Raw genomic sequence first — 13,417 nt, 5'->3', positions numbered from 1 at the left:
AGTTAACACTTATCGGCTGCGGGGCAAAAGTCTGCGCAAGGCTACACAAGCCCCCTGGATTGGGCATCTCGCCTGTTTCATGCGGAACCTGAAGCGGATTCACCTTGGCCAAAAAAGCGCGACAGCACCAGACGATCCAGTACCCACACCACGATCAGCGACGCCCCCACCAGCGGGAAAACAAGTGCCAGGCCCAGCATGATCACCATCGCGGTTTTCCACTTTGGCAGGTCATGACGCAACGGCGGAACACCCACGCCACCGGCAGGGCGACGCTTCCACCAGATCACCACGCCGCTGACCGCACTGAGCAGGATCATCAGGCAGATCACCAGCACGATCAGTTGGTTGACCCAGCCGAACATCTTGCCTTCATGCAGCATCACGCCGGTCTCGGTGGCGCGGGCGACCAGGTTGTAATGTTCCCAACGCACATCGGCCAGGACCTTGCCGGTGTACTGGTCCACATGCAGGGTGGCGTCATTGCGCGGGTCGTTGGCGAACACCGCGACGGTGAATACCCCCGTGGCGGTGGGGGGGAAGGCGATGCTGTAGCCGGGCTCCACGCCGCGCGCATTGGCCAGGTCGACCACTTGTTGCAGGCGCACGCTTGGCGCGGCAGGGCCTGAGTGCATGGCGCCATGCTTCATGTGTTCGGCGTGGTCGCCGGACATCGGCATCGGCGTGTTTTCCATGGCCCAGGGCACGGTCTGTTGGGTGGCCGTGTTAAGCACGCGTGCCTGCTGGTCGGACTGCGGCACGTTGTTCCACATCGCCGCCGGGAAGGTGTTCCACAGGTCGGCGTATTGCTTGCCCCAGAAACCGGTCCAGGTCATGCCGCTGAGCAGCATGACCAGCAGAAATGCCGCGCCCCAGAAGCCGGCGACAGCGTGCAGGTCACGCCAGAACAAGCGGCCACGGCTGTTGAGGCGCGGCCACAATATGCCAGCCGATGACTTGCCACGCGGCCACCACAGGTACAGGCCGGACACCACCAGCATGACGCCCCAGCCGGCGGCGAGTTCTATCAGGCGGTCGCCGGTGGTGCCGATCATCAGCTCGCCGTGCAGGGCGCGGGCAATGGCCTGCAGGTTGTATTTGGCGTCCTGCTCACCCAGGACTGTGCCGCGATACGGGTCGACGAATACGCTGATCTCGCGGCCCTGGTTGTGCATCACGAACTGCGCGCTGTTGGTGGCGTCGGCAGGCGGCAGGTATTTGCTGATCGCGGCCTGGGGGTAGGCGTCTTTGGCGCGTTGCAGCAGTTCGTCCGCGCTCAGAGCGTGCTCGGCTGTGGGGACGGTGAGCAGGTGGCCGTACATCAGCGGGTCGAGCTGGGGTTTGAACAGGTAGATGATGCCGGTCAGGGCCAGCAGCACCATGAAAGGGGCGACAAAGAGGCCGGCGTAGAAGTGCCAGCGCCAGGCCAGGTTGTAGAAGGAAATCTTTTGTGTGGTCATCGGCTGCTCCGCATGAGGCTTTTGATTTTTCTTGGTCTGTTACATCGTCATCGCAGGCAAGCCAGCTCCCACATGGGACCGTATTCCACCTGTGGGATCTGGCTTGCCTGCGATGCTTTTAGAAGCTCATGTCCACCTTGGTCCAGAGCGTACGCCCCGGCTCCTTGATGGCTTGCGGGTCATTCGCCGGGTAACCGAAGCCTGCGTTACCCGCCAGGTTCAAATGCTCGGCATAAGCCTTGCCGAACAGGTTGTCGACTCCGGTACTGACCTTGAAGTTCTTATTGATGCGGTACGCAGCGTTGAGCGAGAACACGCCAAAACCGCCGCTCTTGTCGTAGTCCTTGCCGACCACGTTGCCCTTATTCTGGTCGATGCGGTTTTGCGCCGCGACCACGCGCCACAAGGCGCCGGCACTCCAGTCGTCTTCGCTGTAGGTCAGGCCCAGGCGTGCATCCAGCGGCGGCATCTGCGGCAGGGCTTTGCCATCGCTGCTGTTCTTGCCCCAGGCGTAGGCGAGGCTGGCGTCGGCTTTCCAGTTGCGGCTCAGCTTGTAGGCCGCACCCAACTCGCCGCCCATGATGCGCGCGTCGACATTGCGCGCCTGGGAGGTGGTGCCCATCATGCCGGGCCGGTAGTCGAACAGGATGAAGTCGCGCACCTGGCCGACGTAACCCGAGGCCCAGGCTTCGAGGTCGGCGGTTTTGTATTGCGCGCCGAAATCCAGCTGCGTGGTCTTCTCGGGCTTCACGCCGTCAAAGGCATTCACCGAGCCGACCGCGCCGGTGTTGGGGGAGAACAATTCCCAGTAATCCGGAAAGCGTTCAGCGTGCCCCAGGCCCGCATAGACGGTCGTGGGCGTGTCCGCCAGGTCGTGCTCATAGCGCACAAAGCCCGATGGCAAGGTGTCTGCGCGGGTGTCGTCGGCGGTGGGGTTGGGGCGGCTCATCATTGCCGAGCCGGTGCGTTGCCGAAAATCCTTGGCTGAGGCACGGTCCAGGCGGGCGCCGGTGATCAGGCGGTCGTTGTCGGCGGCGTACCAGGTCAGCTCGCCGAATACCCCGTAGTTGTGGAAGTTGGCGTCCTTGTTGCGCGGCAGGTCCTTGTAGGTGTCGATGCCCATGCTGCTGCGCGCGCGGTGCTCGTTGGTCTGCGCGTCCAGACCGCCGATCAGTTGCACATCGGCCCAGCGCCAGGTTGCCTTGATGCGACCGCCCAGGGTGCGACGGTCGACGTTGGAGGCCATGGGCCCGGCCATCATGCCGCTGCCCGAAGGGACGCGCAGGCTGTAGTTGTCCATGACGTGGTCGGCGTAGTTGTAGTAGACCTGGGCCTCGACCTTGTCCAGTACCTCGCCGAGGTTGGATTTTTCGAAGCGCAGCCCGAGGCTTTCGCGCAGGAATTGCGAGCCGTCCATACCGCGTCCGGCGTAGCGCGCTTCCCCGTCGCCACGGCCGGCGGTGAGTTCCAGCAGCGTGTCGGCGTCGGGGGTGAAACCCACCGCCACATCGCCATTCCACTTGTCATAGCGCGAGGCGACAGTGTCGTTATTGCCGTCCTTGTAATCGTCGGCATGGGCCTGGTTGCCGATCACCCGCACATAGCCCAACGGGCCTCCTGCAGCAGCATCGATGACCTTGTCGAAGCGCCCGTTGGAACCGGCCAGCACACTGGCATTGACCCGCGTGCCCAGCTCGCCGAACTGCTCGGGCTCACGCTCGAACAGGATCGTACCGGCCGACGCGCCCGGGCCCCAGAGTACGGTTTGCGGGCCTTTGATCACGGTGAGCTTGTCGTAGGTTTCCGGCGAAATATACGAAGTCGGCGCATCCATGCGGCCTGGGCAGGCGCCGAGCATCATGCCGCCGTTGGTAAGGATGTTCAGGCGCGAGCCGAACATGCCGCGCAGCACCGGGTCGCCGTTGGTGCCGCCGTTGCGCACCAGGGCGAAGCCGGGGATGGTCTTGAGGTAGTCGCCGCCATCGCTCGCGGGCACCGGCTGGCGTGGATCCTTGGGGTTGGTGACAACGGTGAGGGGCGAGCTGGGAGCGATCGCGGTGATCACCGTGGGGCTCAGCTCGTGTTCGTGCGCATGGGCGTAGGGGGCAAGCAGTGCGCCGCACAGAGCGGCGAAAACAGGGGCAGCGCCCAAACGGGTGTCAGCAGAAAACCTGGACATGACAAATTCCATCAATCAATCGTAAACAACACGGCCAGCAGCCTGCGGCTGTCTAATTGAAGTCGGCCGGGGTGAAGTAACGCGGTGAAGGGCTTACGACACGATGGGCGGCGCACGACTGCGGGCGCCAGGGAAGATGCTCTGCCGAGCATGGCCCAGGCGGGGGGCGGGGATGAGTGCGTTGGCTGGCGGCGGGGTGCCGAGCGTTACGTAGGAGACGCTGCCGGGCAGGGCCGGGCAACTGAACAGCAGGCTGCAATAGCCGCATTTCTCCCAGAGGACATGATGTTCGTCGGGGGTTTTGGTCGGCTTGGGCTCGCCGTGGCACGCGGGCATGTCCATGGACATACCGGCGTGATGATCCATCGGCATCGCTTGGGAAATCAGCGGACCGATAAAGATCATCAGCATGGCGAACAGGCTGATCCAACTGCCGCGCATCACACGGCGGTGCGGAGACAACCTGGCGCGGGGGGCGCCCATCGGGTAGGTCTAGTGAGTGTGCTTATGCTCGTGCGTGGCCATCGGCGGGACCTTCTGCACCGACACTTGCACCTGAACCTTGCCTGCTTTCTCGAAGGTCAGGGTCAGTGGGAATTGCTTGCCATCGGCCAACAGGCTGCGGTCTTTGAGGCCCAGCAGCATCACGTGATAAGCCATCGGCGCGAAGGTCAGCTCACCCTTGGCCGGTACGGCAACGCTGGGCACTTGCTGCATCTTCATCAAGTCGCCTTGCATCACATGCTCGTGCAGCTCGGCTTTCTCCGCGACGCTGGTTTCAACGCTGAGCAGGCGATCCGGAGCAGCCCCGGTGTTATGAATCACAAAGTAGGCCGCCACGGTCGGCGCATTCGGTGGCAGCTCCTGGGACCAGGGATCGCTCACCAACAGGTCGCCGGCCTTGTAGTCATCGGCATTGGCAGCACTGAACACCGGCAACAGCAACGCAGCCAGAAGCAGGGAAGATTTAAGCATGGCAGTTCTCCAGAACGGTTCTAAACGCAGTTCACTTGCGAAGAAGATCAGACCGTTGGGGAGGCGCGAGGGTTAAGGCTTGGCCATTGCTGGCGCGGGGTGGGATTGCGCAATAAGCGTGGCGGCAGGCTCTGCACCGCCTCGAAGCGCGTCACATACAGCTGCGGCACATGCCCCGGCAACGCCACCAACGGCGCCGAGCCCGAGCAACACCAGCAATGCTGCATGGCAGAGTGATCGTCCGGCGCTGCCGGGATTTCCAGCTTGCCCAGAGCAATCGCCTTCAGGCTGGCACCATTGGACGAACAGAACCCACCCCACATCAGACGCTTGACCGGGTCATCAGTCTGCTGCATCGCACTGGCCAACGGCATGGCAAACGCATTGAACAGCACTGCAAGGCAGGCGATCCAGGCAATTGCAAAGCGTTGACGGGCCATGGCGGATAATCCGTAGGGTTAAACGATCAGGGGGTATTTAGCCTGATCGGGAGGGATAAGTAAAAAGGGGCGGTGTGGTTTGGTGTCGCAGTGCTGGATTTGAGCGTAGACGGGAATTGAGTGGATGAGGATCTTCAGGGCTGCGCAGGTCAAATGTGGGAGGGGGCTTGCTCCCGATCGCGGTGTGTCAGTTACTGATTTGTGGCTGATCCGCCGCCATCGGGAGCAAGCCCCCTCCCACATTAGGTCGGTGTTGCTCAGAGGGGGTGTATTGCCTGCAGCACCGCAGCTACGGTGGTGAACTCTCGATTCACCGCCGCCAGCACTGGCCGCTTCAGCACCAATACCGGCACGCCACGCTCACGCGCCACTTCCAGCTTCGGTTCGGTGGCGGTGCTGCCGCTGTTCTTGCTGATCAGTACATCGATCCTGCGCCGTTCGAATAAAGCCCGCTCATCCTCGATCAGAAACGGTCCGCGCGCGCCGATCACTTCACACCGCGCATTCCCCGGATAAACGTCCAGTGCGCGCAGCGTCCAGAACTGGTCGGCGGGGATTTCCTCCAGATGCTGCAAGGGTTCGCGACCCAAGGTGAACAATGGGCGCTTGAAGGGCTTCAACGCGGCTATCAGGGCGGCCCAGTCAGGCACTTCCCGCCAGTCATCCCCCACCTGCGGCTGCCACGCTGGACGTCGCAACGCCCAGCAAGGCACATCGCTCAATCGCGCCGCCTGAGCCGCGTTGTGGCTGATCTGCGCCGCATACGGATGCGTGGCATCGAGAATCAGGCTGATACGCTCGTCACGAACAAACTGCGCGAGCCCTTCAGCGCCTCCATAGCCCCCGACTCGAACCTGGCAGCTCAGGTCGGTCGGCACACGGCCTACGCCCGCCAGGCTGTAGATATGCTCCGGCCCCAGGGTGCGGGCAACGGCCAGCGCCTCCGTCACGCCGCCCAGCAACAGAATCCTTTTCATAGGGGCTTGATCACTTCCAATAGCGTGATCGGCAACGCCTGGCGCCAGGTATCGAACTCGCCCAATGGCTGCGCCTGGGCCACGTGGATGCGGGTCAGTTCGCCGCCGTGCTCGGCGCGCCAGTTCATCAAGGTCATTTCACTTTGCAGGGTCACGGCATTGGCCACCAACCGCCCGCCGGGGCGCAGGTGTTGCCAGCAGGTGTCGAGCACGCCTTCGCGGGTGACGCCGCCGCCGATGAAGATGGCGTTCGGTGCTTCCAGACCGCTTAACGCATCCGGCGCCTTGCCGCGAATCAGTTGCAGGCCGGGCACGCCGAGGGCGTCGCGGTTGTGTTCGATCAGGCTTTGGCGGCCTGCGTCGGCCTCGATTGCCACGGCGCGGCAGCTTGGATGCGTGCGCATCCATTCAATGCCGATGGAGCCGCTGCCCGCGCCCACGTCCCACAGCAGTTCGCCGGGCATGGGGGCGAGGCGGGCGAGGGTCATGGCGCGCACGTCGCGTTTGGTCAGTTGGCCATCGTGCTTGAAGGCCGCGTCGGGCAAACCTGCAAGGCGTGACAGACGTGGTGCGTTCGCATCCGCCAGGCAGTCGATGGCGACCAGGTTCAAAGCGGCAACTTCGGCGTGTTCCCAGGATTGCGCGTGCCCGTCGATGCGCCCCTCAGCCGGGCCGCCCAGGTGTTCAAACACAGTAATCCGGCTGGGGCCGAAACCGCGTTCGGCCAACAACGCAGCCATCAAAGCGGGGCTGCTGCCGTCATTGCTCAAGACCAACAAGCGCACGCCAGCGCCCAGATGTGCATTAAGTGCCGCCAAAGGACGAGCGACCACCGATAGCGTCACCACCTCCTGCAACGGCCAGCCCAGGCGCGCTGCCGCCAGGGACACCGACGATGGTGCGGGCAAAATCAACAACTCTTCAGCTGCCACTTGCCGGGCCAGGCTGGCGCCGACGCCATAGAACATCGGGTCGCCACTGGCCAAGACGCACACAGGCTCCCCGCGCCGCGACAACACCGGCTCCAGGGAAAACGGGCTCGGCCACACCTGGCGTTCGCCACGAATACACACCGGCAAAAGGTCCAACTGGCGTTGGCCGCCTATAATCCGCGTGGCGCGCAACAGGGCGTGCCGGGCATTCTTGCCCAGGCCCTTGAAGCCGTCTTCACCGATGCCTACAACCGTCAGCCAGGGCGACATATCAATTCCTTGAACGACATCCGACGGGCAGGCTTTTCATGCCGCCGGACAAAGCAGGCATAATACCGCGCCTTTACCCGTCAACCGGTAGCCCCGTGAACCCAACGCCCGCTGTGAATACCATGCGCCCCTCGGCTTGTCCGGGGTTGCTGCGTATTGTCCAGGCGTTGGACGGCGGCATTTGCCGGATCAAACTGGCCGGTGGTTCGATCACCGCAGCCCAGGCCAGCGCCGTGGCCGACGCGGCCCGTACGTACGCGGGGGGGATAATCGAGGCGACCAACCGCGCCAACTTGCAGATCCGCGGCATTGGCGCCGAGCAGGACGCCTTGATCGCCAGGTTGCTTGCCGCCGGTCTGGGCCCCAATAACGCTGCCGGTGACGACGTGCGCAACCTGATGCTCAGCCCCGCTGCTGGTATCGACCCGCAGATGCTGTTCGACACCCGCCCGCTGGCCACGCAGATTCTTGCCACCTTGCAAAACCATGCGCGGTTCCACCAGCTGTCGGCCAAGTTCGCGATACAACTCGATGGCGGTGAAGCCCTGGCGATGCTGGAGCATCACCATGACCTGTGGCTGTCGGCGTTTGTGCGCGATGGTCAGACGCTGTTGGCGTTCGGCCTGGCCGGTTGTCCGGGGCTGGATGCGCCCTTGGCAGCAGTGCCGCTGGACCAGGGGCATGCGCTGGTGGTGGCGGTGCTGGAGGCCTTTCTCGACCTGGCGACGCCCGAGCAAACACGTATGCGTCATCTGCCTGTGGATAACTTGTTGGCCCGCCTGAGGCTGCCGCTGTTGTCGGCGCAGGGCTTCAAGCGCCCGGCCAGTGGTGCGTTGTTGCACATCGGCAGTTATCCACAGACCCAAAAAAATCAGTTTTACGTCGCGGCAGTCGCGCCATTGGGCCGCCTGGATTCGCTGATGCTCCAGGGCGCCGCGCAACTGGCCAGCGAGTACGGCGATGGCACGCTGCGCTTCACGCCCTGGCAGGGCGTGCTATTGCCCAACATTGAACGCGTAGGCGCTGTGACCGAGCGCCTGGCGCAACTGGGCTTTGTGTGTTCAATCGACCAACCCCTGGCACGCATGATTGCCTGCACCGGTTCCAGCGGTTGCAGCAAGGGCCTGGCCGATACCAAGGCCGACGCGGTGCAACTGGCCGCCCTGCAACCCGGCGTCGAAGCGCACCTGTCCGGCTGCTCGCGCTCATGCGCCGCTGCGCACACCGCGCCGGTCACGTTGCTGGCGGTGAGCCCCGGCCATTACGACCTCTATTTTCGCGATGCAGCCCACTCGGGTTTCGGTCGGCTGCACGCGCGCACTCTTTCCATTGAAGCGGCGGGCGCCCTGTTACGCGCTCGCCCACGGAGCAACACCGATGATTGATTACATCCGCGACGGTCAGGAGATCTATCGCAACTCCTTTGCCATTATTCGCGCGGAAGCCAACCTGGACCGCATCCCGGCCGATCTGGAAAAACTCGCGGTGCGGGTGATTCATGCGTGCGGCATGGTCGAGGCCATCGACGGTCTGCAATTTTCCGAAGGGGCGGGCAAGGCCGGGCGCGATGCGCTGGCTGCTGGCGCGCCGATCCTGTGTGATGCGCGGATGGTCTCCGAGGGCGTGACCCGTGCGCGCCTGCCGGCCAATAACGAAGTGATCTGCACCCTGCGCGACGACAGCGTGCCGCAGCTGGCGCGGGAGCTGGGCAACACCCGTTCCGCTGCCGCCCTGGAGCTGTGGCGCCCGTACCTGGAAGGCAGCGTGGTGGTGATCGGCAACGCGCCGACCGCCTTGTTCTACCTGCTGGAAATGCTCGACGCCGGCGCGCCGAAACCGGCGCTGATCCTGGGGTTCCCGGTCGGTTTCGTCGGCGCCGCCGAATCCAAGGCCATGCTTGCCGCCGACAGCCGTGGCGTACCCTTCGTGATCATGCAAGGCCGCCTGGGCGGTAGCGCAATGGCTGCCGCCGCCGTCAACGCCCTGGCCACGGAGGTCGAATAATGCAGGTGCGCGGACGTTTGATCGGGCTGGGCGTAGGCCCCGGTGACCCGGAACTGATCACCCTCAAGGCCCTGCGCCTGCTGCGTGAATCGCCGGTGGTGGCGTATTTCGTGGCCAAGGGCAAGAAGGGCAACGCTTTCGGCATCATCGAAGGCCACCTGGTGCCACAGCAGACCCTGATGCCGCTGGTGTACCCGGTCACCACTGAAGCGCTGCCGGCGCCGCTGTCTTATGAACAAGTGATCAGCGACTTCTACGACAACGCCAGCCTCGACGTGGCCGCGCACCTGGACGCGGGCCGCGATGTGGCGGTGATCTGCGAAGGTGATCCGTTCTTCTACGGCTCCTACATGTACCTGCATGACCGCCTTGCCGAGCGCTACGAAGCCCAGGTAATTCCGGGCGTGTGTTCGATGCTCGGTGGCGCTTCGGTGCTCGGCGCGCCGTTGGTGTATCGCAACCAGAGCTTGTCGGTGCTCTCGGGCGTGTTGCCCCATGATGACCTCAAGCGCCGCCTGGCGGATGCCGATGCCGCAGTGATCATGAAGCTGGGGCGCAACTTCCCGAAGGTGCGCCAGGTGTTGGAAGAGCTGGGCCTGGCCGAACGTGCGTTGTACGTGGAGCGCGCCACCATGGCCAACCAGAAGATCGTGCCGCTGGACCAGGTGGAGCCGATGTCGTCGCCGTATTTCTCGCTGATCATCGTGCCCGGTGAAAGGTGGCAAGGTTGATGACTCCGGCGATTGTGATTCTGGGCCAAGGCAGTTTGGCCACGGCGCGCAAGATCCAGCAGGTTTACCCTGGCGCGTTGATCCACGGCCTGGCCGCTCGGGTTGAAGGGGCGGACCAGAGCTACAGCGAGTTCGGCGCGACGCTGCGCCAGCTCTACCAGCAAGGCACGCCGCTGATTGCCCTGTGCGCGGCCGGCATTGTGATTCGCACCTTGGCGCCGCTGCTGCTGGAAAAGGGCGAGGAACCCGCCGTGCTGGCCGTGGCAGAAGACGGCAGCGCCGTGGTGCCGCTGCTGGGTGGCCTGGGCGGGGTGAATGTGATGGCGCGGGACATCGCCGCGGCATTGGGCGTATCCGCGGCAATCACCACCAGTGGCGAACTGCGTTTTGGCACCTGCCTGCTCAACCCGCCGACGGGTTATCAACTGGCGGACATTGAACTGGGCAAGCGCTTTGTCTCGGACCTTTTGGCCGGTGAGTCGGTACGCGTCGAAGGCGTGGCGCCGTGGCTGGATCAAGCCAATCTGGCCCAGGACCCACAGGCGCGCCTGGCGATTCATGTGGGCAGTGCCGAGCGCCCACCGGCAGCGAACGAGCTGCTGATTTATCCGCAAAACGTCTGCATTACCTGCAAGCCTGGTGCGCGGTTGGCTGAGCGCGTGCGCACTGCGCTGCATGAGGCGGGGATCGCGGTGCAAGCCGTGGCCTGCCTGTTGGCCAGCGACCTGCAGATGGCCGACGCCTCATTGCATGAAGCTGCGCTGGCGTTGGGTGTGCCGCTGCGTTTTGCCCCGGTGACGCCCGTTGCGGACATCAGCATTACAGTGGCCGAACAGCCCTTGGACGTGTCGCAGGTGGGACGCCCCCGTGGCCGTCTCGCAGTGATCGGCCTGGGTCCCGGCGCGGCCGAGTTGATGGTGCCGGCGGTCAAGGCGGAACTGGCGCGTTGCACCGATGTGCTGGGGTATGAAACCTATGTGCGCATGGCCGGGCCGTTCCGTGACGATCAAGTGCAACACTGCACCGACAACCGCGAAGAAATGCAGCGCGCTCGCCATGCTTTCGAGCTGGCTGCGCAGGGGCGTTCGGTGGTGGTGGTATCGTCCGGCGACCCGGGTGTATTCGCCATGGCCGCCGCGGTGATCGAGGCGCTGCACGACTCCACGGACCCGGCCTGGCATCAGGTCGACCTGGAAATCCTGCCGGGGGTTTCTGCCTCCCTGGCCACCGCTGCCCAGGCCGGTGCACCCTTGGGGCATGACTTCTGCGTCATGTCGCTGTCGGATAACCTCAAGCCCTGGTCGATCATTGAAAAGCGCCTGGACCTGGCTTCCCAGGCCGATCTGGCCCTGGCGTTCTACAACCCGATCTCGCGTTCGCGGCCCTGGCAACTGGGGCGTGCCCTGGAGATCGTCGGCCTGCACCGCACGCCCGATACGCCGGTGGTGCTGGGCCGCGACATCGGCCGCCCGGGCCAGACGCTACGCGTCACCACCCTGGGCCAATTGACGCCCGAGCAGGTGGACATGCGCACCATGGTGCTGATCGGCTCGTCCACCACCTGCGTGTTCCCGCGTGCCGGTGGCGGGGCGTGGGTGTACACGCCGCGTTGGTACGGCGACAAACCCGCCTCCTGAAAACGGCCCGCTGGCCGCCGGAAAGCTCCGAATGACCCTGGGATTCTCCTGAGGTTGTTCGGGGCTTTTTCTTTTTTTTACGGTGAAAACCGCAAGCCTGCCGGCTGTGCCTTGTGATTGCTGGGCACTGGGTTTTGACCGGTGCCACCAAGGCATGTTTGTCGCATGGAAAGCCCTCCGCCCGCTGGACTAGTGTGAAGGAAAGCCCCATGTCGGGTGCTTGTGGAGAACTGAAAAATGGAGCGACGTCACAGAAGGATCAACACTATCAAACGGCGCAAGCTGATTGCCGCCTACAAGTTGCCGGGGGCACCAGGAGTGCACGCGGCGTTACCCCTGGACACTGACGACGACTGCAATGCGGCGGTGGTCAACAACGGGGTGATTTCCTTCGCCGAGGGGCTGTCTGGGCTGAACCGCGAATACATTCGCAAGAGTTACCTGCTGGCCAGCAGTTACGTGAGCGATGTATTGAAAGTACATCGGGGCACCGAGGCGTGGTACGACGAATTTATCAAGGTCATGGTCAGTCTTGGCTGGCTGCCGGTGCGCAGCAGTTTCGAGCGTGTCTCGCGCTCCGGCAAGGGACTGACGGTGCAATTGGCGGCGCTGAATATTATCGGCGCGCTGCTGGCGTCGATGTCACTGTCGGGGCCGCTGGTTACCGCGCTGCCAAAACTGGCCGCCGATGCGCTGGAGGCATTGAAGCGGCAGCCGGCGTCTTTTGATTTGTTCAAGCGCAATAGCGCGGTGCATGAGGGCGGTGACTTCGGCGTGGCGTCCTGCGCCGAAACCAATGGTGAAGTGATGATGGTGCTGGTGACCTTCAGCAGCCACGGCGTGAACAAACAGGTGGGAGTGCCGTTCCTTGAATGGGACAGCTCATCGTTCGAGGCTTTCAGCGGGCAAACCTGCCTGGTGCTGAACACCTCGGTGGTCAACGAAAAAACCATCCAGCTGATGCGCGAAAGCGCCGGTGACAAGGTGCAGCTGGCGATTGCCAAATACCGGATCTAAGGCACCAGGTAGCCGCGAACCCCGGTAAAAATGATTTGCGCGGCCAGGGCGCATACGAACAGGCCCATCAACCGGCTGACAATCTGCAAGCCCTGGTCGCCGAGAATCCGTTCGATACGGTTGGACAGGTACAGCACCACACCCACTGTGAGGCTGGCCAAGGCGATGCTGAGGATGGCGGTGAGCTTGTCGTCCCAGTGGGGCTGGCTCACGCCCATCACCAGCAGCGCACCGATGGTGCCTGGGCCGACAGTGAGCGGGATGGTCAGCGGCACGATGGTCACGTCCTGCTGCACGTTGTCGGTCTGCACCGCCGACTTGCCCTGAGCCATGCCCAGGGCCGAGATAAACAACACGCTGCCGGCGCCGATACGGAACGCGTCCACGGTAATGCCGAACACGCTGAAAATCACCCTGCCGAACAGGTAGAGCAACACGCTCGATACCAGGGTCGCCAGTGCGACTTTCCAGGCCAGGCGCCGACGTTCCTTGCTGGAATAGCCACGGGTCAGGCTGATAAAGCAGGACAGCACAAAAAACGGGCTGTAGAGCACCAGCATCTTCAGGTAAACGCTGAATAACACATGGAGCATGGGGGCGGCTCGCGGGCGGGGGAAGTGTGGAGGAGTCTATCCGACAGAGATCAAATGTGGGAGCTGGCTTGAACTGCGATAGCCATAGGTATCTACACAATTTTGTAGGTTGTAGCAGGCGACGGTAACCACGATGCGAAGCGAGTCGCTTTTGATCTTAGGCGCCCCGTTAAACCACGCTGGCCGGAATTCGACAGGGATT

The 13,417-nt window shown here is 63.5% G+C and carries 13 protein-coding genes; 5 read left to right on the top strand and 8 right to left on the bottom strand.

Annotated elements, in window-relative coordinates; all coding sequences use genetic code 11:
- Nucleotides 1-77: 77 nt before the first annotated feature.
- From E3O56_RS13840 to cbiE, 7 genes are all read right to left on the bottom strand, one after another.
- Nucleotides 78-1,460: a PepSY domain-containing protein gene (locus E3O56_RS13840; RefSeq protein ID WP_248128431.1), complete on the bottom strand. Its 1,383-nt coding sequence runs from the start codon at nt 1,458-1,460 to the stop codon at nt 78-80.
- A gap of 118 nt (nt 1,461-1,578) precedes the next feature.
- Complete coding sequence (locus tag E3O56_RS13835; RefSeq protein WP_248089401.1) at nt 1,579-3,639, bottom strand: TonB-dependent copper receptor; 2,061 nt, start codon at nt 3,637-3,639, stop codon at nt 1,579-1,581.
- Between the two features lie 93 nt (nt 3,640-3,732).
- Nucleotides 3,733-4,122 carry a DUF2946 domain-containing protein gene (locus E3O56_RS13830; RefSeq protein WP_032878129.1) on the bottom strand — a complete coding sequence of 130 codons (390 nt, stop codon included), beginning with the start codon at nt 4,120-4,122 and terminating at the stop codon, nt 3,733-3,735.
- Nucleotides 4,123-4,131: 9 nt separating this feature from the next.
- Entirely contained in the window at nt 4,132-4,614 is a 483-nt protein-coding gene (locus tag E3O56_RS13825) for a copper chaperone PCu(A)C (protein ID WP_032878127.1), read from the bottom strand.
- Between the two features lie 47 nt (nt 4,615-4,661).
- Complete coding sequence (locus E3O56_RS13820; RefSeq protein ID WP_005784364.1) at nt 4,662-5,054, bottom strand: DUF2946 domain-containing protein; 393 nt, start codon at nt 5,052-5,054, stop codon at nt 4,662-4,664.
- A gap of 257 nt (nt 5,055-5,311) precedes the next feature.
- Nucleotides 5,312-6,031 carry a cobalt-precorrin-6A reductase gene (locus tag E3O56_RS13815; protein WP_248128430.1) on the bottom strand — a complete coding sequence of 240 codons (720 nt, stop codon included), beginning with the start codon at nt 6,029-6,031 and terminating at the stop codon, nt 5,312-5,314.
- Nucleotides 6,028-7,233, bottom strand: coding sequence for a precorrin-6y C5,15-methyltransferase (decarboxylating) subunit CbiE (cbiE, locus tag E3O56_RS13810; protein ID WP_248128429.1), 1,206 nt, complete (start codon nt 7,231-7,233; stop codon nt 6,028-6,030). Before cbiE ends, E3O56_RS13815 begins: the two co-directional genes overlap by 4 nt.
- A gap of 38 nt (nt 7,234-7,271) precedes the next feature.
- Here cbiE and cobG point away from each other — a divergent pair, with 38 nt between their 5' ends.
- The 5 genes from cobG to E3O56_RS13785 all read left to right on the top strand — a co-directional run bounded on the left by cobG (nt 7,272) and on the right by E3O56_RS13785 (nt 12,622).
- Entirely contained in the window at nt 7,272-8,618 is a 1,347-nt protein-coding gene (gene cobG / locus E3O56_RS13805) for a precorrin-3B synthase (protein ID WP_248128428.1), read from the top strand.
- A complete protein-coding gene (locus E3O56_RS13800) occupies nt 8,611-9,237 on the top strand; it encodes a precorrin-8X methylmutase (RefSeq protein WP_032878122.1) in 627 nt (208 codons plus the stop codon). The genes cobG and E3O56_RS13800 overlap by 8 nt, the downstream gene beginning before the upstream one ends.
- Entirely contained in the window at nt 9,237-9,968 is a 732-nt protein-coding gene (locus E3O56_RS13795; RefSeq protein ID WP_005784378.1) for a precorrin-2 C(20)-methyltransferase, read from the top strand. The genes E3O56_RS13800 and E3O56_RS13795 overlap by 1 nt, the downstream gene beginning before the upstream one ends.
- Nucleotides 9,968-11,605: a precorrin-3B C(17)-methyltransferase gene (gene cobJ, locus E3O56_RS13790; RefSeq protein WP_078820176.1), complete on the top strand. Its 1,638-nt coding sequence runs from the start codon at nt 9,968-9,970 to the stop codon at nt 11,603-11,605. The genes E3O56_RS13795 and cobJ overlap by 1 nt, the downstream gene beginning before the upstream one ends.
- A gap of 237 nt (nt 11,606-11,842) precedes the next feature.
- Nucleotides 11,843-12,622: a hypothetical protein gene (locus E3O56_RS13785; protein ID WP_032878118.1), complete on the top strand. Its 780-nt coding sequence runs from the start codon at nt 11,843-11,845 to the stop codon at nt 12,620-12,622.
- On the opposite strand, the gene E3O56_RS13780 is transcribed toward E3O56_RS13785, so the two are convergent.
- On the bottom strand, nt 12,619-13,215 hold the full coding sequence (locus E3O56_RS13780) for a MarC family protein (RefSeq protein WP_003171467.1): 597 nt from the start codon (nt 13,213-13,215) through the stop codon (nt 12,619-12,621). The genes E3O56_RS13785 and E3O56_RS13780 overlap by 4 nt on opposite strands.
- Nucleotides 13,216-13,417: the final 202 nt, after the last annotated feature.

The organism is Pseudomonas sp. W2Aug9 (assembly GCF_023127755.1).
Lineage (GTDB): Bacteria > Pseudomonadota > Gammaproteobacteria > Pseudomonadales > Pseudomonadaceae > Aquipseudomonas > Aquipseudomonas synxantha_A.
The sequence above is the reverse complement of the archived record's forward strand: the minus strand, read 5'-3'. Positions and strand labels throughout refer to the sequence as shown.

Coding starts and splice junctions, on each gene's coding strand:
- E3O56_RS13840 (WP_248128431.1), bottom strand. CDS start 1,460: ATGACCACACAAAAGATTTCCTTCTACAACCTGGCCTGGCGCTGGCAC.
- E3O56_RS13835 (WP_248089401.1), bottom strand. CDS start 3,639: ATGTCCAGGTTTTCTGCTGACACCCGTTTGGGCGCTGCCCCTGTTTTC.
- E3O56_RS13830 (WP_032878129.1), bottom strand. CDS start 4,122: ATGGGCGCCCCCCGCGCCAGGTTGTCTCCGCACCGCCGTGTGATGCGC.
- E3O56_RS13825 (WP_032878127.1), bottom strand. CDS start 4,614: ATGCTTAAATCTTCCCTGCTTCTGGCTGCGTTGCTGTTGCCGGTGTTC.
- E3O56_RS13820 (WP_005784364.1), bottom strand. CDS start 5,054: ATGGCCCGTCAACGCTTTGCAATTGCCTGGATCGCCTGCCTTGCAGTG.
- E3O56_RS13815 (WP_248128430.1), bottom strand. CDS start 6,031: ATGAAAAGGATTCTGTTGCTGGGCGGCGTGACGGAGGCGCTGGCCGTT.
- cbiE (WP_248128429.1), bottom strand. CDS start 7,233: ATGTCGCCCTGGCTGACGGTTGTAGGCATCGGTGAAGACGGCTTCAAG.
- cobG (WP_248128428.1), top strand. CDS start 7,272: ATGCCGCCGGACAAAGCAGGCATAATACCGCGCCTTTACCCGTCAACC.
- E3O56_RS13800 (WP_032878122.1), top strand. CDS start 8,611: ATGATTGATTACATCCGCGACGGTCAGGAGATCTATCGCAACTCCTTT.
- E3O56_RS13795 (WP_005784378.1), top strand. CDS start 9,237: ATGCAGGTGCGCGGACGTTTGATCGGGCTGGGCGTAGGCCCCGGTGAC.
- cobJ (WP_078820176.1), top strand. CDS start 9,968: ATGACTCCGGCGATTGTGATTCTGGGCCAAGGCAGTTTGGCCACGGCG.
- E3O56_RS13785 (WP_032878118.1), top strand. CDS start 11,843: ATGGAGCGACGTCACAGAAGGATCAACACTATCAAACGGCGCAAGCTG.
- E3O56_RS13780 (WP_003171467.1), bottom strand. CDS start 13,215: ATGCTCCATGTGTTATTCAGCGTTTACCTGAAGATGCTGGTGCTCTAC.